The organism is Pseudonocardia yunnanensis, assembly GCF_039534065.1.
Classification (GTDB): Bacteria; Actinomycetota; Actinomycetes; order Mycobacteriales; family Pseudonocardiaceae; genus Pseudonocardia; species Pseudonocardia yunnanensis.
Window position 1 is genome coordinate 347,028 of sequence record NZ_BAAAUS010000013.1, and the last position, 21,558, is coordinate 368,585.

Genomic DNA, 21,558 nt, shown 5'->3' on the forward strand with positions numbered 1-21,558 from the left:
TCGGCTGCCCACCACGCGCTGGGCTGGGGGACATGCAGATCGGGATGTGGATCGACGACGACCGGCCGCTCACCGCCGTGGTCGCAGACGTCGTGGATGCGGAACGGCTCGGTTTCGCGCGAGCCTGGTTCGGACAGCGGAACGGGTGGGATCCGCTCACCCTGATCACCGCGGTGGGCGCCAGGGCGCCGCAGATCGGGCTGGGCACCGCGGTCGCGCTCACGTGGCCACACCACCCGCTGGCCCTCGCCGCGCAGGCCCTCACCACGCAGGCGGCGGTGGGCGGCCGGCTCACGCTCGGTGTCGGCCCGAGCCACCAGGTCATCGTCGAGAGCCGCTACGGCTACCGGTGGGCACGCCCGGGGCAGCATGTCGAGGACCACCTGGCGGTGCTCGCGCCTGCGCTGCGGGGCGAGGCCGTCGACGTCCGGACCGCGACCGTGGCGGCCGCAGGCCGGGTGGAGGTGCCCGATGTACCCCGGCCGCCGCTCCTGCTTGCCGCGCACGGCCCGCGGATGCTGCGGCTGGCAGGCGAGCGGGCCGACGGGGTGATCACCACGTGGTCGGGCCCGCGTGGGCTTGCGGAGTACGTCGTTCCGCAGGTCCGCGCTGCGGCGGAAGGGAGACCCGACCCACAGGTCGTGGTCGGGGTGGTCGCCAGCCTGACCCACGACCCGGACGCTGCGCGCGAGTACGTGGCCGAGGCGTTCGGCATCGCAGGCGAGCTGCCGAGCTACCGCCGGTCGCTGGACCGGGAGGGCTTGTCCGGCCCTGCGGACACCGTCGTCGCCGGTGACGAGGCCGAGCTCGAGAAGGTGGTGCGGCGCTTCGCCGACGCCGGTGCCACGGAGATCCAGCTGTGCCCGGTGGGACCACCCGCCGAACGGGCCCGCACGGTGGCGTTCTTCGCCGAGCTCGCGCGCGGAGAGCTGCGGGCGTAGCGGCCTGGTGTGGTGCCGACCAGGCGGGCGAAATGCCGATGCAGGTGTGCCTGGTCGTGGAACCCGACGGCGATCGCGACGTCGGCGGGCGGTTGACCGTCGAGCAGGCGACGACGGGCGGCCTCGACGCGGCGGCCGGTGAGGTAGCGGTGTGGCGGGAGCCCGTAGGTGCGGGTGAAGCAGCGGACCAGGTGGGACGGGTGCGCGTGCAGCAGGGCGGCTGCGTCGCGCAGGGCGAGTCCCGCCACGGTGTGGGCGTCGAGCAGGTCCCGCAGGTCCGCGGCGAGCCGGTCGGGTGCGGGCTCGGCGGTCGGTGCGCGCAGGTGCCGGCGGATCCGGTCGCCGATCAGCGCGAGCCTGCTCTCGGCCTCCAGCGCGGTACCGCCGGCCTCGAGGGCCTGGTGCAGCTGGTCGACGCGGGTGCGCAGCAGCGCGTCGTCGAAGGTCGGGGCGTCGACCGAGGCGCCGACCAGCGACTCGTCGAGGACCTCCGTGTCGATGTAGAGCACCCGTTTACGGAAGCCGTGCTCGGTGGCGGACCGCCCGGTGTGGGACACGTGCGGCGGCAGCAGGGTCACCGCAGGTCGCAACGCCCCGTGCTCGTGGTGGTCCAGGTCGTAGCGGATCGCGCCCTCGTCGACGACGAGCAGCGTCCAGGTGTCGTGGGCGTGCTCGGGATACGCGTGATCGGTGAACCGTGCGTGGAAGACCTCGACGATCCCCGGCACTGACGGCGCCCACGCCCGTACCGCAGGCATGCTCACAACGTACAAGAACGCGACGGTCCCACCCGTGCACGCTCGAACCGTGCGCTTCGAGACCAAGATCGCCGTACTGCTGCGTGATGACCTGCAGATGTGGCAACGGCTGAACGTCACCGCCTTCCTCGCCAGCGGGATCGCGGCCAACCCCGAACTGCTCGGCGAGCCCTACGCCGATGCGGACGACACCCCGTACCTGCCGATGTTCCGCCAGCCGGTGCTCGTGCTCACCGGCGACGCGGAGGTGCTCGCCGCCGCGCATGAGCGCGCGGTCCGCCGGGGCATCCCGGCGGCCGTGTTCACCGAGGAGCTGTTCGGGACCGGGCACGACGAGGCGAACCGTGCGGCGGTACGGGCCGTCGCCCGCGACGACCTCAAGCTGGTGGGCCTGGCCGTGCACGGCCCGCGCAACGCCGTGGACAAGGTGTTGCGCGGCGCCACCATGCATCCGTGAGGGAACCAGCGGGACGTGCGCGGGCCGGGGTTCGGCTGTCGATCAGCCGGTCGCGGCGGCGAACATGCCGGGCTCGTAGGAGCCCCCCTTCTGGTGCACGATCACGGCGAGCCGGTTGGCGGCGTTGATCAGGGCGACCAGACAGACCAGCGCGGCGATCTGGTCGTCGTCGTAGTGCTTGCGTACCTGGGCCCACGTCTCGTCGGACACGCCCTGGTGGGCGTCGGCGAGGCGGCTGCCCTCCTCGGCGAGCGCGAGCGCGGCCTGCTCGGCCTCGGTGAACACGGTCGACTCACGCCAGGCGGCGACCAGGTTGAGCCGGACCGGGGTTTCGCCGGCAGCCGCGGCTTCCTTGGTGTGCATGTCGATGCACCAACCGCAGCCGTTGATCTGGCTGGCGCGCAGCGACACCAGTTCCTGGGTGGACGTCGGCAGCGGCGACTGGTGGATCACCATGGCGGTGTTGGCGAACCGCTTGGCGAACTTGGCGGCGATCTCGTTGTCGAACAGGTTGAACCGGGCGTCCATGATGTCGTCCTCACTCGTGGTGTTGTGTGCTGCGGTGGACGAACACGAGATGCCGGCGTCCCGGTCCGTGTGACAGCGCCGGTGACGTGACGTACACCACCAACCGCCCGGTGTCACAAAACGGCGGGGCCCGGTGTCTGGTGGTGACACAGTCGCGAGTGAACAGGAGTCACGCCCATGGCCGGCATGTCGCGGACGGCACCCGATGATCGCGGCGGAGGCATGGGCCGGGACGACCGTCCGGACCCCGCAACCGAGGCGTTCCTCGCCCACCGCAACCTGCTGTTCACCGTCGCCTACGAGATGCTCGGCTCGGCTGCCGACGCGGAGGACGTCCTTCAGGAGACCTGGCTGCGGTGGGCGGGCGTCGACCTCGCCGAGGTGCAGAACCAGCGTGCGTACCTGGTTCGGATCACCACTCGCCAGGCGCTGAGCCGGCTGCGTTCCCTCGGCCGCCGCAAGGAGTCCTACGTCGGCTCCTGGCTGCCCGAGCCGTTGCTGACCGCGCCCGACGTGGCCGAGGACGTCGAGTTGGCCGACAGCGTCTCGATCGCGATGCTGCTGGTCCTGGAGACGCTCACGCCGACCGAGCGGGCGGTGTTCGTGCTGCGCGAGGTGTTCGATCTGACCTACGACGAGATCGCGAAGGCCGTCGACAAGAGCCCGGCCGCGGTCCGTCAGATCGCGCACCGGGCACGGTCGCATGTCGCCGCGCGCCGCCCGCGCGGGGTCGTTTCGGCAGCCGAGACCCGAGACGCGATCGAGGCGTTCCAACGGGCGGTCGAGACGGGTGACATGCAACGCCTGCTGGACATCCTCGCGCCGGACGTCGTTCTCGTGGGCGACGGTGGCGGACTCAAGCAGGCCGTTCCGCGGCCGATCGTGGGATCCGACAAGGTGGCCCGTCTGCTGGCCGCCGGGTTGGGCAGGGTCGCCGGTGCGGTGTCGATGCAGCCGGCCCAGGTCAATGGCTATCCGGCGCTGATCATGCGGCTCGATGGCGAGATCGACACCGTCGTGGCGGTGCGCATCGACGACGGCCTCGTCACCGGGCTCTACGCCGTGCGCAATCCCGAGAAGCTGTCGCACATGGAGCAGGAGACCGCCCTGCGCCGCTGAGCCTCAGCCGCGTACGGCACCGTCAGGGGGCTGTGATCGTCTGCACCGTCAGCAGTGATTCGGTGAGCGGTCCCGCGCAGCCGGTGCCGTCCATCGGGACGAAGAGCGATGCGGTGTCGCCCGGGGGGTAGACCCGCAGCCCGCGCACCGGTGTGGGCCGGCAGGTCGCCTCGTCGAAGTTCAGGGCGTTCGCCAGCCGGAGTTGGGCCACGGCTGTGGCTCCGGGTGCGATCGGGACCTGCGCTCCACGCTCGCCCGACATCGCGGCAGCCTGCCCCACCTGGTGACCGTCGTCGCCCGCGACGTAGGAGACGCCGGGGAAGCCGCGGAGCTCGCAGGTGCGCGAGCCGGTGTTGGTGAAGATCAGCGGGAAGAACGCCGAACCCGCTCCCGCGTCGCCTTGCCCGAGCGACGCCGACAGCTCGCCCGTGGTGCACCGCTGCGGCCCCGCGGCCGCTCCGTCATTGCTCGGGACCTCCGTGCGGGTCGGCTGGGCGGTGCCCGGTTGGCTCGTGGGGGCGCTCTGGGCGGTCGGTGCGCCGGTCACCGGCGGCACCTGTACGGGCGGGGGTGCCGTTGCGGTCCCGCTGCCCCCGGAGCAGCCCGCCAGTAGGAGGAGGCCTCCCGCGAGCGCTCCCGCCGCCGCGATCCGGCCCATCCGTCGTGTCGTCACCGTGGTCCCCCCGTGCCTCGTCCGTCGGCTCATACTGCGCCCACCGCGCGGGCGCCTCTCGGGGTGCTCCGGGAATCATCCGATCCGGCGGCCGCGGCAGGTTGTCCTACCCTGGCGCCACCCTGTGACGAGAGGTGATGGATGTCGGCAACGCGACTGCTGGTGCTCGGGATCGTGCGGGGGTACGGCCGGGCACATGGCTATCGCGTGGGCAACGACCTGCTGTCATGGGGCGCGGACGAGTGGGCGAACGTCAAGTGGGGATCGATCTACCACGCGCTGAAGTCACTCACGCAGGCCGGCCACCTGCTCGACCACAACGACATCCCAGGTCGCACCGACTACGAGCTCACCGAGCGCGGTGAGGCCGAGTTCATGCGGCTCCTGCGTGACGCGGTGCGGCGCCCCCAGCCACGGCCGGACTTCCTGGGGGCCGCGCTCGCCATGCTGCCCTCACTCCCCCGCGCGGAGGCGATCACGCTGCTGCGCGAGCGGCTGGCCACCCTCGAGCAGACCCGCGAGAAGGCTCAGGCGCAGGTGGACGCGTGGGCGGAGCCTCCGCACGTCCGGGAGCTGTTCGGGCTCTGGGAGCACACCGCCGCGGGTGGTGCGGACTGGACGCGCGGTGTGATCGAGCGCCTGGAGGCGGGGGCGTACCTGATGGCGGGCGAGCCGGGCTCCCCGGGGAAGCCCGGCAGCTGGCCGCAGCTGCAGAACCCACCGGAGCACCCGGCGCCGTAACAGTCGTCCGGTTTCGGGCGATTCAAATTTGCACACCAGGTCGTTGTTGTGCACACTCGGCGGCCAGATTCAAGTTTGAGTATCGGGAGGGTCATGGTCCCCGCTGCCGCCGCGGTCACGGCTGAGGCGATCCGCAAGCGCTATCCCGGTTCCCACGAGCAGGCACTCGACGGCTTCGACCTCACTGTGCCGTCCGGCACCGTCCACGGCCTCCTGGGGCCCAACGGTGCGGGCAAGACCACCGCCGTACGCATCCTCACCACTTTGCTGCGCGCCGACAGCGGGCGCGCCACGATCGCCGGGCTCGACGTCACGACCCAGGCCCCCGACGTCAGGAGGCAGATCGGGCTCGTGGGCCAGAACCCCGCCGTCGACGAGATCCTCGACGGGCACGCCAACCTCGTGATGTTCGGCCGGCTGTTCCACCTCTCCGCGTCCGACGCCCGGCGCCGAGCCGACGAGCTGCTGGAGCGGTTCGACCTGGTCGACGCCGGACGTCGAGCGGTCGGGCGCTACTCCGGGGGAATGCGCCGCCGGCTGGACCTGGCGGTCAGCATGATCCTCGCCCCGGCCGTGCTGTTCCTCGACGAACCGACCACCGGGCTCGACCCGCGCAGCCGGGCAGAGGTGTGGGGCGCCGTGCGCGCGCTCGTCGCCGGCGGCACCACCGTGCTCCTGACCACCCAGTACCTCGACGAGGCCGACCAGCTCGCGGACCGGATCTCCGTGCTGGCGGCTCCCCGAGGTGGCGGTGGGCGGGTGATCGCCGAGGGCACTCCGGACGAGCTGCGCACACGGATCGGTGGCGACCGGGTGGACCTGGTCGTGCGGCACACCGGCGACCTCGCGCGCGCCGCGGCGCTCGTGGAACGCGTGGCGGGCACCGAGGCCGAGGTCGACCCGGCCACCCGGCGGGTCGCGGCGCCCGTCGCCGACCGGATGGCGGCGCTCGCGGCCACGGTGCACGGGCTGCAGGCCGAGGGCATCGACGCCGAGGACCTCACCGTCCGCCGCCCGACGCTGGATGAGGTGTTCCTGCAGCTCACCGGCTCCTCCACGACCACGGAGGTGGCCGCGTGACGGTCCTGACCCGTCCCGGCTCCCGGTTGTGGTGGGCGGTGGCCGACGCCGCCGTCCTCACCCGCCGGTACCTCGCCCACCTGCGTCGCCAACCTGCCGAGCTGGCCGGTGCGGTCGGATTCCCGATCCTGCTCGTGTTGATGTTCGCGTTCCTGCTCGGCGGCATGATGGCCGTGCCCCGCGGGGGTGACTACCGCCAGGCTCTCCTGCCCGGGCTGTTCACGATGACGATGCTCTTCGGGCTCTCCGCCACCATGATCGCCGTCGTCACCGACGCGCAGCGGGGTATCACCGACCGGTTCCGCTCGATGCCCATGGCGCCATCGGCGGTGCTGGTCGGGCGTGCCGCGGCCGACATGGTGACCTCGGCGATCGCACTCGGGGTGCTGCTGCTGGTGGGGCTCGTGGTCGGCTGGCGTTCGTCGGGGAGCCCCGGCGCGGTCGTCCTCGCCGTCGGGCTCCTTCTCCTGCTGCGGTTCGCGCTGCTCTGGGTGGGCATCTACCTGGGCCTGCTCGTGCGCAGCGCCGGAGCCGTCACCGCCGTGCAGACGCTCGAGTTCCCGGTCGGGTTCCTTTCCGGGCTCTTCGTCGCCCCGGCCACGATGCCCGCCGTCGTCGCGACGATCGCGGAGTGGAACCCGCTCTCGTCCACGGCGGCCGCCACCCGCGCGCTCTTCGGCAATCCCGGTTGGGGTGGTGACTCCTGGGTCGCCCAGCACCCGGTGCTGATGGCCGTGGTGTGGCCGTTGGTGATCGTCGCGGTGTTCGCGCCGCTGTCCGTGTACCGCTACCGGGAGATGAGCCGATGAGTGCCAAGAAGACCGCCACGCCGCCACGGTGGCTGAAGCCGATGAACCGGGTGCTGCTGACGGTGCAGCGTCTCGGGCTCGGGATGAAGGACCTGACGGTGCTGACCGTGCCGGGCCGCAAGAGCGGGGAGCCGCGCCGCACCCCGCTGTCGGTGCTCGACCTGGACGGGAAGCGCTACCTGCTCGAAGGCTTCCCCGGCGCCGACTGGGCCCGCAACGCGCGTGCGGCCGGTACCGGCACGCTCAGCGTGGGGAAGACTCACGAGCGCGTGCGGCTCGTCGAGCTCGACCCGCAGGCCGCCGTGCCGATCCTGCGAGCGTGGCCGGTCCGCATCGCCGAGGGGGCGAAGATCATGCGCGACGCCGGTGTGGTCGACGAGCTCACGCCGGAGGCGTTCCAAGGCCTCGCCGGACGCTGTGCGGTGTTCCGCCTGGACAATCCGGACGACGTAGCCGGGTGACATCCTCGACGGCACTGCCGATGACATTCACGTCCCGGACGAGTCCGCTCCCCTGACACCCCGCACGAGCACCGCCGACCCCACCCCGAGGGAGCCCGATGCAGCAGGAATTCATCGTCGTCACCGGCGCGCGGGAGAACAACCTTCGCAACGTGTCCGTACGGATCCCGAAGCGGCAGATCACGGCGTTCGTCGGGGTGTCCGGGTCGGGAAAGTCGTCGCTGGTCTTCGACACGATCGCCGCGGAGGCGCAGCGCCAGCTCAACGAGACGTTCTCCGCGTTCGTGCGGGGTTTCCTGCCGAAGCTGGGCCAGCCCGACGCCGACCTGATCGAGAACCTCTCCACGGCGATCGTCGTCGACCAGAAACGGCTGGGCGGCGGGAGCCGCTCCACGCTGGGCACTGTCACCGACATCAACTCGTTCCTGCGGCTGCTGTTCTCCCGCCGTTCGACGCCGCACCTCGGCTATAGCAACGTGTTCGGCTTCAACGACCCGCAGGGCATGTGCCCCGAGTGCAAGGGCATCGGCCGCAAGATCCAGCTCGACCACGACAAGATGTTCGACCGCTCCAAGTCGCTCAACGAGGGCGCGATCCTGCACCGGAACTGGGCGGTCGACAGCTGGTACTGGCACACCTACGCGGGGTCCGGGCGCTTCGACCTCGACAAGCCGCTGCGCGACTACACCGACGAGGAGTGGAAGCTCCTGCTCTACGGGGCCGACGAGAAGGTGACGCTGCAGTTCGTGGGCCGCAAGTCCATGAAGGTCGACTTCGAGGGCGTCGAGACCAAGTTCAACCGGCTCTTCGTCGAGGTCGAGGAGGCGTCCGAGGGCAAGCGGGAGGCCGTCGCCACCTACACCACCTCGGTGCGCTGCCCGGCCTGCGCCGGCACGAGACTCGCCGAGGCGCCCCGCACCGCCACCGTGGACGGGCACACGTTGCCCTCGCTCACCGCGCTCGACCTGGGCTCCCTGCGCGCCGTGCTCGCCACGCTCCGCACGCCCGAGGTCGCGCCGCTAGTGGACGAGGCCCTCACCCGCGTCGGAGCGCTGATCGACATGGGGCTGGGCTACCTCACCCTCGACCGGGAGACCTCCACGCTCTCGGGTGGGGAGTCGCAGCGGATCAAGATGGTGCGCCTCCTCGGATCGTCGCTGGTGGACGTCATGTACGTGTTCGACGAGCCGACGATCGGGCTGCACCCCCGCGACGTCGGGCGGATGAACGCGCTGCTGCATCGGCTGCGCGACAAAGGCAACACGGTGCTCGTCGTCGAGCACGACTCGGACGTCATCACCGCGGCCGACCACGTCGTCGAGCTCGGTCCGCGTGCCGGCACCGAGGGCGGCCGGATCGTCTACGAGGGCGAGGTGGCCGGCCTGGCGTCGTCCGGCACGCTGACGGGCGAGTTCCTGCACCGGCAGGTCACGCTGCGGGAGAACCCGCGCACCCCCACGGGGCACCTGCGCCTGGAGAACGCCTCGGCCAACAACCTGCGCGGATTCGACGTGGACATCCCGCTCGGCGTGCTCGTGGCGCTCACGGGGGTGGCCGGGTCGGGCAAGAGCACACTCGTTCGTGAGGTGCTGGTGCCACAGCACCCGGAGGCGATCGTCGTCGACCAGACCGCGGTGTCCACGTCCATCCGCTCCACGCCGGCCACCTGGACCGGCGTGATGGACCCGATCCGCAAGCTCTACGCCAAGGAGACCGGCGTCAAACCCGCGTTGTTCAGCTTCAACTCCGAGGGCGCCTGCCCCGGATGCAACGGCCTCGGCGTGGTCTACACCGACCTCGCGTTCCTCGACGGTGTGCGCTCCACGTGCACCGACTGCGGGGGCAGGCGCTACACGGAGGAGGTGCTGGCCCTCACCGTCAACGGGAAGTCGATCTCCGACGCCCTCGACATGACCGCCGAGCAGGCGCTGGAGTTCTTCACCGCCCGTGACATCCGCAAGCGACTACAGGCGGTCGTGGACGTCGGCCTGGGCTACCTGACGCTCGGTCAGCCGCTCTCCACGCTGTCGGGCGGCGAGTGCCAGCGGCTCAAACTCGCCGGGCGGCTGCACGAGAAGAGCAACATCTACGTGCTCGACGAGCCGACCACGGGACTGCACATGTCCGACTGCGGGCACCTGCTCGGGCTCCTCGACCGGCTCGTCGAGGGCGGCAGCTCGGTGATCGTCGTGGAGCACAACCTCGACGTCATCGCGCACGCCGACTGGGTGATCGACCTCGGCCCGGACGGCGGCGACGACGGCGGGGACGTGGTGTTCGAGGGGCCGCCTGCCACGCTGGTCGAGTCGCCCGCCTCGTTCACCGGCGAGCACCTGGCCCGCTATGTCGGCGCGACGGCAGGAGACCGGTGACGTCGAGCCCGACGCTTCGGACCGAATCCCGGCCTCCCCTCCTCGAGTCTGGAGGGGTGTGCTTCGTCCCGGCCGACCCGCCGCGGGTGGGCCAGGTGCTGCTCTGGGGCTCCGCGATGCAGGACGTCGGCGAGCCCGGGAGCGCTGTGATCGTCCCGCCGCCGGGGGACGCCGCGCACGAGCTGGCAGTACGTCGGCTGCCGGTCGGCGATGCCGTCGCGCTGCTGCTCACCGGCGGTGACGACCCGGCACTGCGGTTCTGGGCCGTGACGACACGACTGGCGTTGCATCTCGTGGCGCGCGGCCGGCTGCTGCCGGGAGTGTCCCCGGCCGGGTTCGACGCCTGGCGGGTCGGCCCGCTGGACGCGGACGACGCGGCCCGGCTGCGCGATCTCGCCGCGGCGATGCCGCCGACCGCGCGCGCGGTCGTGGATTCCCGTACGGCGCCCGGGGCCGGCCCGTCGGAGCTGCCCGCGGCCGCGCCGCTGCTGCGCGCGTTCATCGACGCGGTCGCCGACACCCTGCCGCGCTCCCCCGCCGCCACCATGGCCGTCGGCACCTCGCTGTTCGCGGCGCCCGACCCCCAAGCCGTGCCGGAGCTGCGGGACTGGTCCGACGAGGTCGCCGCGGGTGTCGACGCCGGAGTGCGCGTCTCGTTGCGCGTGGAGACCGATGCCGACGCTGCCCGGTTCCGCGCCGTCGTCCAGCTCCACGCGCTCGCCGACCCCACCCGCGTGGCCGATCTCGCCGACGTCTGGACCGGGGCTGCGGTCGGGTTCGGGCCGCGGGCGCGGATCGACGCGCTGCTGGCCGTGCGGCGCGCGGCACGGTTCTGGGAGCCGCTCCAGCAGCTGCTCAGCCGTGCCGTACCCGAAGAGCTGGAGCTGGACGACGGCGACGTCGCCGACCTCCTCGGCGACGCCGCAGCCCGGCTCATCGGCGGTGGGATCGCCGTGCACTGGCCGCGTGACCTGCGCCCTTCGCTCTCCACGCGCGCAGTCGCCGGTCACGGCACCGGGCCGGCGACGTTCGGAGCCGAGGCAGAGCCACTGATGCTGGACTGGGAGCTCGCCCTGCGCGGCGACCCCCTCACCCCCGAGGAGAGGGACGAGCTCGCGCACAGTCACCGGCCCGTCGTCCGGCTGCGGGACGAGTGGGTGCTCGTCGACCCCGCCACGCGGCAACGGGCGCGGGAACGGACCCTCGGCCCGGTCACGGCGGTGGCGGCGCTCGGCGCGGCACTCACCGGTGAGGTCGACGCCGCCGGCGGCCCCGTCCCGGTGCGGGCGACGGGGTGGCTGCAGGATCTGCGGGAGAGGATCACCACGCCACCCGTGCCGGCCGCCCCACCCACCGGGCTCGCCGCCACGCTGCGCGACTACCAGCTGCGCGGCCTCGGCTGGCTCGACCGGATGACCTCGCTCGGCCTGGGCGCCTGCCTCGCCGACGACATGGGCCTGGGCAAGACGATCACACTCATCGCCCTGCACCTGCGACGGCAGGCCCTCGACGCCGGACCCACGTTCGTCGTCTGCCCTGCGTCACTGATGGGGAACTGGGAACGCGAGATCACCCGGTTCGCACCCGGCGTCACCGTGCACCGTTTCCACGGTGCGGGCCGCTCCCTCCCCGCCGGCGCGGGGTTCGTCCTCACCACCTACGCCACCATGCGCCGCGACGCCGCCGTGCTCGGCGCACACCGCTGGGGCCTCGTGGTCGCCGACGAGGCGCAACACGTGAAGAACGCGGCATCGGGCACCGCGCAGGCCCTGCGCTCCATCCCGGCGGCCGCCCGCGTGGCGCTCACCGGCACGCCCGTGGAGAACAACCTGCTGGAGCTGTGGTCGATCCTGGACTGGACCACACCGGGCCTGCTCGGCGGGCAGGCGGAGTTCCGTGCCCGCTGGGCCGAACCGATCGCCGCCGGTGACCACCCCGGGCTCGCCGAGCGCTTCGCGCGGCTGGTCGGGCCGTTCCTGCTGCGCCGCCGCAAGTCCGACCCCGGGATCGCGCCCGAACTGCCCCGCAAGACCGAGACCGACCGGCCGGTCGGCCTCACCCGCGAGCAGGCCGGGCTGTACGAGGCGGTCGTCGCCGAGACGATGGCGCGCATCGCCGACGCCGACGGGATGGCGCGGCGCGGGCTCGTGCTCGCGCTGCTCACCGCGCTCAAACAGATATGCGACCACCCCGCCCTCTACGTCCGCGAGGCCGAGCCGGTGCTCGCCGGTCGCTCCGGGAAGCTGGAACTGCTCGACGAACTGCTCACCACGATCGTCGCAGGCGATGGCGCGGCGCTGGTGTTCACGCAGTACGTCGGGATGGGCAGGCTCCTGGAGCGCCACCTGCGCGGGCGTGGCGTGGGGGTCCAGTTCCTGCACGGCGGTACCACGATCCCCGAACGCGAGGCCATGGTCGATCGTTTCCAGCAGGGCGAGGTACCGGTGTTCCTGCTCTCGCTGCGGGCGGCGGGCACCGGGCTCAACCTCACTCGCGCCGATCACGTCGTGCACTACGACCGGTGGTGGAACCCGGCCGTCGAGGACCAGGCCACCGACCGCGCGTACCGGATCGGGCAGACCCGCCCGGTCCAGGTGCACCGGCTGATCAGCGAGGGCACCGTCGAGGATCGCATCGCCGGTCTGCTCGCGTCCAAGCGCGCGTTGGCCGACTCCGTGCTCGCCGGTGGCGAGGCGGCGCTCACCGAGCTCACCGACGCCGAGCTGGCCGACCTCGTCGAACTGCGCGGAGGTGAACGATGAACACGGCACGGGGCTTTGCGGCGTTCCCGCCCAGGCCGGGCAGGCGCGGGCGGTCCTGGTGGGCGCGGGCGTTCGTCGCGGCGATGGAGGACACCGCACTCGACGCCGTCCTGCTGCGCCGGGGCAGACGGTTCGCGGGCAGCGGCAGGGTCGGGCCGATCACGATCTCGCCGGGCCGGATCAGCGCGGTCGTCGAGGATCCCGACGGGATCGTCGAGGTGACGGTTCATCTCACGCAGCTGACCGACGCCGACTGGGACCGCCTGCTCGACCAGGTGGGCGCCGAGGCGGGGCACCTCGCGGCGCTGCTCGACGGCGAGGTGCCCCGCGCGCTCGTGCACTCAGCGGACGCAGTCGGCGTGCCCTTGCTGCCCACGATCGGCGACCTCGAGTCCGACTGCGACTGCCCCGACATCGGCGACCCCTGCCAGCACGCCGCGGCCCTCTGCTACCAGACGGCGTGGCTGCTCGACGACGACCCGTTCGTCCTCCTGCTGCTGCGGGGCCGTGCCACCGACGAGCTGCTCGAGGCACTCGGGACGCGCCGCACGCGCCCCGCGGAGCCCGCCGACAGCGCGGTGGAGCGAGGCGTCCCGGCAACCGAGGCCTACGCGGCGGTGCCTGCTGCGCTCCCGCCGCCACCGCCCGACCCGCCGCGGGCGGAGGCGCTGGTCGTCCCCGAGGCGCCGGGGCTTCCGCCCGACGCCCTCCCTCTGCTCGCCGCCGACGCGGCCGTGCGGGCACGTGAGCTGCTCACCACGCCCGGCGTCGCACTGACCGAGTGGGCCGACGCCGCACGGTGGGCCGCCCTCCACCCCGCCACGGCCCAGCGCGTGGCAGCGTCGGCCGGGCCGGGCATCGCCTCGGCCGTCCGGGCGTGGGAGCTGGCCGGAGCCGCAGGTCAGGATGCCCTCGAGAGGGCCGGGAACGACCCGACGCCCGAGGAGGCCGCTGCCGAGGCCGAGCTGCTCGCGGCGGGCGCCGAGTCCGAGATCAGGATCCGCCGAGGTGTGGACGGGCGCTGGTACCCGTTCCACCGGGTCGACGGTCGCTGGTGGCCCTCCGGGCCGCCGGACCAGAATCCGGCGACGGCCCTGTGACTCGGGATCGTCCTCAGGAGATGCGGACGACGGCCTTCCCCGGGGGCGCGGTCGGCACGGCGCTGATCACGTCGGGAACGTCGTCGAACGCCACGACGGTGGTGACCGGCGTCCTGATGGCGCCGCGTTCGGCCAGCTCGACGAGCTGCCCGTACGCGGCCTGGTCCTCCTCGACGGTGCCGCCGGCGAAGACACCGGCGGCCGTGTAGTTGCGCAGCACCATGTCGAGCGGATCGAGGGTGAGCCAGGAACCGCTCGCGTAGCCGATCACCGCGATGCGGCCGAGGCGAGCGACGGCAGTCGTGGCGCGGGTGCCGAGTTCGCCGCCGACCGGGTCGAAGACGACGTCGGCGCCCCGGCCGGCGGTGATCGCGAGGACCGCCTCCGCGACGTCCTCGGTCCGGTGGTTGACGACGTTGTCGGCCCCTATCCGGGTGCAGAACTCGAGCTTCTCCTCGGTGCCGGCGGTCGCGATGACCGTGGCCCCGAGCGCCTTCCCGAGCTGGACGGCCGATGCGCCGGTGTTGCCCGCCGCGCCGAGGACCAGGAGCACCTCCCCGGACGCGACGCGGACGCGGTCGCAGAGACCGGCGTAAGCGGTGCGGAAGCCGATCACGAAACCGGCGGCCTCCTCGTCGGTCATCGCAGCCGGAATACCGACCGTTTTCGCCTCGCGCAAGTACGCGTAGTCCGAGTAGCCGCCCCAGCCCTCGACGAACGCCGTGGAACCCATGACCCGGTCCCCGACCGTGAACGCCGAGCCTGCAGGGGCGGCGACGACTTCACCGGCCACTTCCTGACCGGGCACGACGGGCGGCTGGGGCAGCGGTGGGTAGGCGCCCGTGGTCATGAGCAGGTCGGGCAGGCCGACCCCGCACACGCGGACCTTCACCAGCACACGTCCCGGCGTGGGGGCGGCCCACTCGACCTCCTCCACGCGCAGCACGTCCTTCGGCTCGCCGAAGGAATGAGCCTGCCAGGACCTGCCGTGAACCACCGTTGTCCATCCTCTGCCGTTGCCGGAATCCAGTCGGCTCGCCGCCGGAACGCGGGCCTCGACCGTTGCCCTTACGACCGCGTAGCGCTCGCGCTCCTGCGAGGGCGGAGAGGCCGGTCACATCGTCGGCCTGCCACGAGGACACGATCTCCGTCGAGCGGTCATGGGATGTGGGTGTCCTCGCCCGCCCGGACAACGCTACATCGCATCGGACGTAGTGTCCGACACCATGTCGGGCCGGGTCCGGGTGGGCGACGTCGGCGCAGAGTCCGCGCTGTGGGTGTGGTCGCATCCGCAGGATTCGCAACCGATGCCTCGTTAAAGTTCTTTAACGTGGTTATCGGCACCTTCCTTCTGCTGGTCGGCGCCGGTGTCGCTGCCGGGCTGGCCGGATCGATGGCCGGGCTGGCGTCCCTGTTCTCCTACCCCGCGCTCCTGGCTGCCGGCATGCCCGCCACCGCGGCGAACGTCACCAACACGGTCGCGCTGACGTTCAGCTCGCTCGGTTCCACCGCCGGCTCCCGTCCCGAGCTCACCGGTCAGGGGCCGACCGTCCGGCGGTTCGCGCTGCTCGCCGTGCTCGGCGGCGCGACAGGCGCCGGGTTGCTCCTGCTCACTCCGGACGGGCTGTTCGTGCGGATCGTGCCGTTCCTCGTCGCAGCGGCCTCGCTCGCGCTGCTTCTGCAGCCGATGATCAAGTCGACGATGGTCACCGCTTCCTCCCACCGGACGGGCCCGGGCGTGATCGCCGGGATCGTCGCCGTCTCGGTGTACGGCGGGTACTTCGGCGCCGCTGCCGGCGTGTTGATGCTGGCGCTGCTGCTCGTGGCCCTTCCGGTGTCGTTGCTGCAGGGCAACGCGCTCAAGAATGTGCTGCTGGGGCTCGCGAACGGCATCGCCGCCGTCGGGTTCGCGGTGTTCGGGCCCGTGGAGTGGTGGGCCGTCCTTCCCCTGGCTGCCGGCCTGCTGGTGGGCGGCTGGACGGGTCCCCTGTTGGCGCGCCGCCTTCCCGGTTCCGTGCTGCGCATCGCGATCGCCGTGGCCGGGATGGTGCTGGCCGTGCGGCTGGGCCTGCAGGCGTTCTGAGTCCTGCGGGATCTCAGCGGCCGGGCGCAGGGGCGGGTCGGGCAGGGTCGAGCGCACCCCGAACCCGCCGGGCGGCACCCGAGACCACGGACTCGAAAGGTCCCCGCCGTCCGGCCAGCCACAGTGCCGTCGCGATCGCGGTGGCGGCCAGGACGTGCCCGACCAGGAGCGCGCCCTCGTCCGGACTTCCGTCGGGGACCGTGCCCGGGTACGCCGCCAGCGCGATGACGTGCAGCGTGTAGAGCGTGAGCGGCACCGCCCCGAGCGCGGCCGGCACCAGCACGGCCGGCCGGGCCCACCGGGCCAGGAGCAGCATCGCGCCCAGCACCGCGAGCGCCGTGCCCGTGGTGTGGGCGAGGTCGAGCGGCGCTCCCGAGTGCGGGGTGTCGACCGCCAGCCACCACCAACTGCCGGTGGGCGTGGTCCCGTAGCGGCGCTGGGCCAGCGCCGTGGGGCCGAGCGCCGCCGCACCGCCTCCGGGCCCCAGGAGCAGCGCCGACGTCCCGACGGCCAGCAGTGCGAGCACCGTGCCGCCGACCAGCAGGCCCGCTGCCACCCGGGTGCTGCGCAGGTCCATGCGGCCGACAGCCATCCCGGCCAGGAGATAGGTGATCCACGGCAACACCGGATAGATCCCGGTCAGAGCCAACGTCTCCAGCAGGGCGCCGGGCTGGGCCACTGCGGCGAGGCCCGGTTGGCCACCGGGCCCGGCCGGCAGGCCCGACCGCAACAGCAGGCTCATCGTCGGGCCCAGGACACAGGCCACGACCGCACTCACCGCGAGCACTGTTGCCGGTAGTCGCAGCAGGAGCGTCGCCACCACGAACAGGAGCCCGTAGTAGGCGAGGATCACCGCGACCGGCGGGTCGAACTCCACCAGCCAGAGCCCCAGCAGCCCCACCAGCAGGCCGCGTACGGCCAGTGCGGCCGCGGCGGCGCGATGCGCCCGGGCATCAGCGGGCCGGCGCGGCCCGCCCGTGGACAGCGCCACTCCCACCCCCGCCAGCACGGCGAACAGCGCCGACGACCGGCCGTCGGCGACGAGCCCGACCGCCGTCGGCGCGCCACCGGCACGCAACGGCAGGATGTGGGTGGCGAACATCCCCACCAGCGCCACCGCGCGTGCGGCGTCGACGCCGGCGAGCCGACCGGTGCCGGATGCGGGCTGGTCGGCCCTCAACGGCCTCGCGTGCCCGCCGTCATCGGGCCGTCCGGGTGGGCGCCGCTGCGCCGCAGCCAGTCCTCGAGCGCCCGCTGTACTACCTGAAGCGGCGGGCGCCGGGTGGGGTCGTTGTCCATTCCGGCGTGCAGGAGCGCGAGGTGCGCCGACCGCTTCGGCAGGTGCGAGAGTGGCGCGCCCGAGGCCGCGGCCCGCAGCCCGGAGACGGCGTCGGGGTGCCCGCCGCGCGGCGGGTGCCCCGTGAGGGCGTAGGAGATCGTGGCGGCGAGCTGCCACGAGTCCGACGCCGGTGTGGCGCGCTCCCCGCAGGCCACCTCGGGCGCGAGGAAGTCGGGGGTGCCGAGCACGAAACCCGCAAGGGTCATCGTCGCGTCGCCGGTCCGGCGGGCGATCCCGAAGTCGATCAGGTGTGCCTGCCCGATGCGGTCCACGACGATGTTGCCCGGCTTCACGTCACGGTGCATCACTCCGCGCGTGTGGGCCGCATCGAGGGCCCCGGCCACGCTCGCCCAGACCCGGGCGGCGGCCATGTCGTCGAGGAGGCCCCGCGAGCGCACCAGCTCGCCGAGCGAGGATCCCTCGACGTACTCCATCACGATGACCATGCCGTCGAGTTCGCTGAGCCCGGGATCGCTCGCGGCCGGCACCAGGTCGTGGATCCGCACACAGTTCGGGTGCCGCACCGCGGCGAGTGCCCGGGCCTCCCGCTGGATGCGCTGCTCGGTCTCCGCGTCCGGGGCGTGCGCCGCCTTGAGTGCGACGGGGTGCCCGAGCCGGGCGTCATCGGCGAGCCAGACCCGTCCGAAACCCCCGGAACCGAGCCTGCTGATCAGCCGGAAGCGCGCGGCGCCGTTGCGGCCGACGGCGCCCGCGAGCGGTGGCGCCGTCGGGTAGGGCGGCGCCCCCGCGACCAGGGTGGGCGGCGGGGCACCCCCGTTCCGTCCTGGCGGCGGTCCCACAGGCGTCTGCGGGCCGGCGGCCAGCGGAGCGGCCCGCGGAATCGGTACGACCGGCGGCTCGGCCTCGCGCGCGGCGAAGCGTTCGGCGAGGCGCTCGGCGAGCGGCGGCCGGGTTCGCGCGGACTCGGCGACCGCCGCCCGGGCCCCGGTCTGCACCGGCGGGGTCCGGATGACACCCGGACGCGCCGCGGCGGGGACCGGCCGCGGGGCGGGCGGTGCGAGTGAGCGGCGCACGGTCTCTCGCGACGGCACGCCCGCGGTCAGCGCAACGAAGATCCCGAGGAAGCTCCCCGCGGTGACGCCGAGCCACAGGTGACCCGAGCTACCGGCCGGTGTCTCTGCGGTGAGCACGACGAGCAGCAGGATCGGCAGCCAGAAGAACTTGGCGGGCCAGGCCGGGCCGCGACGGAGGGCCAGCCGGGCCTGCACGGCCACGAACATGCTGGCGACCAGCGGGAACCCGACCAGCAGCACCACGGCGAGCCCGAACTCGACCGGCCTGGACATGTCGAACGCCGCGGCGACGCTGTACCCGCCGAGGTAGCTCGACTGCGGCCCCGCGATACACACCGCGCTCCCGAGGTCGTCCAGCTGCCTGCTGGTCAGCCCGGGAACGTCCGATCCGTCGGCGGCGAGCCGGAACACCTGGCCGGTCGCGATGAAGGCGAGCAGGGGCAGCAGCCCGGCGGTGAGCAGCCCGGCGCCGACCAGCACCGTGGACTCGCCGACCCCGTACCGCGACCCGATGCGCTTGCGCAGTGCGGCCACCACCACGATGCCGATCGAGGGCAGCAGCCCGACTGCCACGCCCAGTCCGGATACCGCCCAAGGCCAGCCACCAGGGCAGACGTCGGGCGGCACGTATCCCCGAAGGCCAGCGATGAGCTGGGCCACCAGGGCGGTCAGGCCGTCCACGACATGCTCCCCCTCCGCCGGCCCGCAGAACCCTCCTCTGCAACTATGGCATCACGGCTGTCAGGTGAGCGCGCGGACGGGCGTTTCGTGCCGGGTCCGGCACAAGGGTTGGATGGGCCGTTTCTGACTAGTCGTCACCGCCGTGATGGCCGGCGAGATCGGTGTTGAGGCGCGCCAAGAGCGTCGCGAGAGTGTCGCTGTCCGTGTCCGACCAGCCGACGAGCACCGCGCGCAGGCTCTCACGACGCGCCTCGCCCACCAACTGCACCTGACGAGCACCCTCCGGTGTGAGGCGGACGACGACGGCACGGGGGTCGTGCGGCGCCGGCCATGTCTCCACGAGCGAGGCGAACCCGAGACGGGAGACTTGCCTGCTCACGGTGGGCTTGCTGAGCCCGATCCGCGCCGTCAGCTCGGTGAGCAACATCGGTCCGTGGGAGTCGAGCAAGACCAGCACCGGATACGTGTAGCGGTCAACAGGACCCTCGCCGTACCCGCGGGCCCACAAGTGCTCCAACGTCCTACGGAGCAGCACGGTGATCTCTCGTTCGACTTGGGAGATGGAGTCGGTGACGGACACCACTGCTCCGGGAAAGGGTCGATCGGGCACGAAGTGAGCGTACGTCGTTGCAGCAAGCAACGTTGCGAGGTGCAATGGTGTTACACGATAGTTACGCAAACTCAGGGAGCCCAGACATGTGCGGCATCTGCGGATGGGTGGATTTCGAACGAGACCTGACGACCCCCGACGCCCAGCGGGAGCTCGCCGGCATGACGGCGACGATGGCCTGCCGCGGTCCCGACGACGACGGCACCTGGGTCGAGGGCCCGGTGGCACTCGGGCACCGCAGACTGGCGATCATCGACATCCAGGGCGGCCGCCAGCCGATGACCCTCGAGGAGGAGGGCCGGACCAGCCTGGCGCTCGTCTACAGCGGCGAGACCTACAACTTCCGGGAGCTGCGCGAGCGGCTCGCCGGGGCGGGCTGCCGGTTCCAGACGAGCAGCGACACCGAGGTGGTGCTGCAGGCCCACCGTGAGTGGGGCCGGCGCGACCCCCGCGACGCCGTGCGTGAGCTCAACGGGATGTTCGCCTACGCCCTCTGGGACTCCGCGAACCATGAGCTGCTGCTCGTGCGCGACCGGCTCGGCATCAAGCCGCTCTACTACTACCCCACCGAGCAGGGAGTGTTGTTCGGGTCCGAGCCCAAGGCGATCCTCGCCAACAGCCTCGCCGAGCGCGCTGTCGACGCCGACGGCCTGCGCCGCGCACTCGGGTTCGTCGCCGACCCGCACAACGCCGTGTTCCGCGGAATGCGCGAGGTCCCGCCCGGCTACATCATCCGGGTGACCCGCGACGGGATCCAGGAGCTGCGCTACTGGCAGCTCACCGACACCGCGCACACCGCCGACGTGCCCACCACCGTCCGGCACGTCCGCGAACTGCTCGACGACACGATCCAGCGCCAGCTCATCTCCGACGTGCCGCTGTGCACGCTGCTGTCCGGCGGGCTCGACTCCTCGGCGATGACCGCGCTCGCCGCGCGCTTCAGCACGGAGCGGATCCGGTCCTTCGCCGTCGACTTCGTCGGCTACACCGACAACTTCAAGCCCGACGCGATGCGCGCCACACCCGACGGCCCGTACGTGCACGAGGTCGCGGAGTTCGTCGGCACCGACCACACCGACATCACCCTGTCCTCCAACGAGCTCATGGACCCGGACGTGCGTGCCGCCGCCCGCCACGCCCGCGACCTGCCGATCACCATGGGCGACATCGACAGCTCGCTCTACCTGCTGTTCCGGGCGATCCGGCAGCGCTCGACGGTGGCGCTGTCCGGGGAGTCGGCCGACGAGGTCTTCGGCGGCTACCAGATGTTCCACGACCCCATCTACGTCAAGGCCGACACCTTCCCGTGGCTGGGCGGAAACGCGCTGCGTCTGGAGAGCACTCAGCGGCTCCTGGACCGCGGGTTGCTCGGGAAGCTCGACCTCCCCGGCTACATCGACGACCAGTACCGCAGGGCGCTCGCGGAGGTGCCCGAGCTGACCGGGCCGGCCGCAGCGGATCCGCACGAGCGGCGCATGCGCGAGATCTCCTACCTGTTCCTGACCCGGTTCCTGCCCATGCTGCTCGACCGCAAGGACCGGATGAGCATGGCCGTGGGGCTGGAGGTGCGGGTGCCCTTCTGCGATCACCGGCTCGTGGAGTACGTGTTCGGCACGCCGTGGGCCCACAAGACCTTCGACGGGCGCGAGAAGAGCCTGCTGCGGGCCGCCACCGCCGATGTACTGCCCCAGTCGGTCGTGCAGCGGGTCAAGAGCCCCTACCCCTCCACCCAGGACCCGACCTACGACCAGATGCTCCGCGACGGGTTCACCGCGCTGCTGACGAACCGCGACTCCGCAGTGGCACCCCTGCTCGACGTCGACCGGGCCCGTGCAGAGCTGGACGCACCCGACACCGGCGCAGTGTTCGGCAACCGGTGGGGGCTCGAGCAGATCCTCACGCTCGAGGCCTTCCTGACCGACTACCACGTGAGCCTCGCCATCTGAGCCGGCGAACCCAACCGAGGTCCCGTGGGGGAAGCTCGACGCCCGGTGCGGCGTTGGGCTTCCC

General features: G+C 72.4%; 18 protein-coding genes and 1 pseudogene. 12 read left to right on the forward strand and 7 right to left on the reverse strand.

Going from position 1 to position 21,558, the window contains the following annotated elements:
• Positions 1-32: 32 nt before the first annotated feature.
• On the forward strand, positions 33-941 hold the full coding sequence (locus ABD743_RS15460) for a TIGR03564 family F420-dependent LLM class oxidoreductase (RefSeq protein WP_344722742.1): 909 nt from the start codon (positions 33-35) through the stop codon (positions 939-941).
• On the opposite strand, the pseudogene ABD743_RS15465 reads toward ABD743_RS15460, so the two are convergent.
• Positions 929-1,699 (reverse strand): annotated as a pseudogene (locus tag ABD743_RS15465) (AraC family transcriptional regulator); the annotation flags it as partial. The gene ABD743_RS15460 and the pseudogene ABD743_RS15465 sit on opposite strands and share 13 nt — an antisense overlap.
• On the opposite strand from ABD743_RS15465, the gene ABD743_RS15470 reads away from it, so the two are divergent.
• Complete coding sequence (locus ABD743_RS15470; RefSeq protein ID WP_344722743.1) at positions 1,698-2,156, forward strand: DUF2000 family protein; 459 nt, start codon at positions 1,698-1,700, stop codon at positions 2,154-2,156. The pseudogene ABD743_RS15465 and the gene ABD743_RS15470 sit on opposite strands and share 2 nt — an antisense overlap.
• Before the next feature lie 42 nt (positions 2,157-2,198).
• On the opposite strand, the gene ABD743_RS15475 is transcribed toward ABD743_RS15470, so the two are convergent.
• Positions 2,199-2,684, reverse strand: a complete 486-nt coding sequence (locus ABD743_RS15475) for a carboxymuconolactone decarboxylase family protein (RefSeq protein WP_344722744.1) — start codon at positions 2,682-2,684, stop codon at positions 2,199-2,201.
• Positions 2,685-2,861: 177 nt separating this feature from the next.
• Between ABD743_RS15475 and ABD743_RS15480 the strand changes: the two genes are divergently transcribed.
• Complete coding sequence (locus ABD743_RS15480) at positions 2,862-3,803, forward strand: RNA polymerase sigma-70 factor (protein ID WP_344722745.1); 942 nt, start codon at positions 2,862-2,864, stop codon at positions 3,801-3,803.
• A gap of 22 nt (positions 3,804-3,825) precedes the next feature.
• Here ABD743_RS15480 and ABD743_RS15485 read toward each other — a convergent pair whose 3' ends face one another.
• A complete protein-coding gene (locus tag ABD743_RS15485) occupies positions 3,826-4,476 on the reverse strand; it encodes a DUF4232 domain-containing protein (protein WP_344722746.1) in 651 nt (216 codons plus the stop codon).
• Positions 4,477-4,617: 141 nt separating this feature from the next.
• Here ABD743_RS15485 and ABD743_RS15490 point away from each other — a divergent pair, with 141 nt between their 5' ends.
• The 7 genes from ABD743_RS15490 (at position 4,618) to ABD743_RS15520 (ending at position 13,801) form a co-directional block, all read left to right on the forward strand.
• Positions 4,618-5,217, forward strand: coding sequence for a PadR family transcriptional regulator (locus tag ABD743_RS15490; RefSeq protein ID WP_344722747.1), 600 nt, complete (start codon positions 4,618-4,620; stop codon positions 5,215-5,217).
• Positions 5,218-5,310: 93 nt separating this feature from the next.
• Positions 5,311-6,297: an ATP-binding cassette domain-containing protein gene (locus ABD743_RS15495; RefSeq protein WP_344722748.1), complete on the forward strand. Its 987-nt coding sequence runs from the start codon at positions 5,311-5,313 to the stop codon at positions 6,295-6,297.
• Positions 6,294-7,106, forward strand: coding sequence for an ABC transporter permease (locus tag ABD743_RS15500; protein WP_344722749.1), 813 nt, complete (start codon positions 6,294-6,296; stop codon positions 7,104-7,106). The genes ABD743_RS15495 and ABD743_RS15500 overlap by 4 nt, the downstream gene beginning before the upstream one ends.
• On the forward strand, positions 7,103-7,567 hold the full coding sequence (locus ABD743_RS15505; RefSeq protein ID WP_344722750.1) for a nitroreductase/quinone reductase family protein: 465 nt from the start codon (positions 7,103-7,105) through the stop codon (positions 7,565-7,567). The genes ABD743_RS15500 and ABD743_RS15505 overlap by 4 nt, the downstream gene beginning before the upstream one ends.
• 98 nt (positions 7,568-7,665) lie before the next feature.
• Positions 7,666-9,939: an ATP-binding cassette domain-containing protein gene (locus ABD743_RS15510; RefSeq protein ID WP_344722751.1), complete on the forward strand. Its 2,274-nt coding sequence runs from the start codon at positions 7,666-7,668 to the stop codon at positions 9,937-9,939.
• Positions 9,940-10,055: 116 nt separating this feature from the next.
• Entirely contained in the window at positions 10,056-12,701 is a 2,646-nt protein-coding gene (locus ABD743_RS15515) for a DEAD/DEAH box helicase (protein ID WP_344722809.1), read from the forward strand.
• A complete protein-coding gene (locus tag ABD743_RS15520; RefSeq protein WP_344722752.1) occupies positions 12,698-13,801 on the forward strand; it encodes an SWIM zinc finger family protein in 1,104 nt (367 codons plus the stop codon). The genes ABD743_RS15515 and ABD743_RS15520 overlap by 4 nt, the downstream gene beginning before the upstream one ends.
• A 13-nt stretch (positions 13,802-13,814) precedes the next feature.
• Here the strand turns inward: ABD743_RS15520 and ABD743_RS15525 are convergent, their stop codons facing one another.
• Positions 13,815-14,798, reverse strand: coding sequence for an NADPH:quinone oxidoreductase family protein (locus ABD743_RS15525; RefSeq protein ID WP_344722753.1), 984 nt, complete (start codon positions 14,796-14,798; stop codon positions 13,815-13,817).
• Positions 14,799-15,131: 333 nt separating this feature from the next.
• Between ABD743_RS15525 and ABD743_RS15530 the strand changes: the two genes are divergently transcribed.
• A complete protein-coding gene (locus tag ABD743_RS15530) occupies positions 15,132-15,884 on the forward strand; it encodes a sulfite exporter TauE/SafE family protein (protein WP_344722754.1) in 753 nt (250 codons plus the stop codon).
• 13 nt (positions 15,885-15,897) lie between these two features.
• Here the strand turns inward: ABD743_RS15530 and ABD743_RS15535 are convergent, their stop codons facing one another.
• The 3 genes from ABD743_RS15535 to ABD743_RS15545 all read right to left on the reverse strand — a co-directional run bounded on the left by ABD743_RS15535 (position 15,898) and on the right by ABD743_RS15545 (position 19,548).
• The gene (locus ABD743_RS15535; protein ID WP_344722755.1) at positions 15,898-17,064 is read right to left on the reverse strand and encodes a heparan-alpha-glucosaminide N-acetyltransferase domain-containing protein; all 1,167 of its coding nucleotides are present in this window, start codon (positions 17,062-17,064) and stop codon (positions 15,898-15,900) included.
• On the reverse strand, positions 17,061-18,938 hold the full coding sequence (locus ABD743_RS15540) for a serine/threonine-protein kinase (protein WP_344722756.1): 1,878 nt from the start codon (positions 18,936-18,938) through the stop codon (positions 17,061-17,063). Before ABD743_RS15540 ends, ABD743_RS15535 begins: the two co-directional genes overlap by 4 nt.
• A gap of 127 nt (positions 18,939-19,065) precedes the next feature.
• Positions 19,066-19,548 carry a MarR family winged helix-turn-helix transcriptional regulator gene (locus tag ABD743_RS15545; RefSeq protein ID WP_344722757.1) on the reverse strand — a complete coding sequence of 161 codons (483 nt, stop codon included), beginning with the start codon at positions 19,546-19,548 and terminating at the stop codon, positions 19,066-19,068.
• An 86-nt stretch (positions 19,549-19,634) separates the two neighbouring features.
• On the opposite strand from ABD743_RS15545, the gene asnB reads away from it, so the two are divergent.
• The gene (asnB, locus tag ABD743_RS15550; protein ID WP_344722758.1) at positions 19,635-21,494 is read left to right on the forward strand and encodes an asparagine synthase (glutamine-hydrolyzing); all 1,860 of its coding nucleotides are present in this window, start codon (positions 19,635-19,637) and stop codon (positions 21,492-21,494) included.
• The last annotated feature ends 64 nt before the right edge of the window (positions 21,495-21,558 follow it).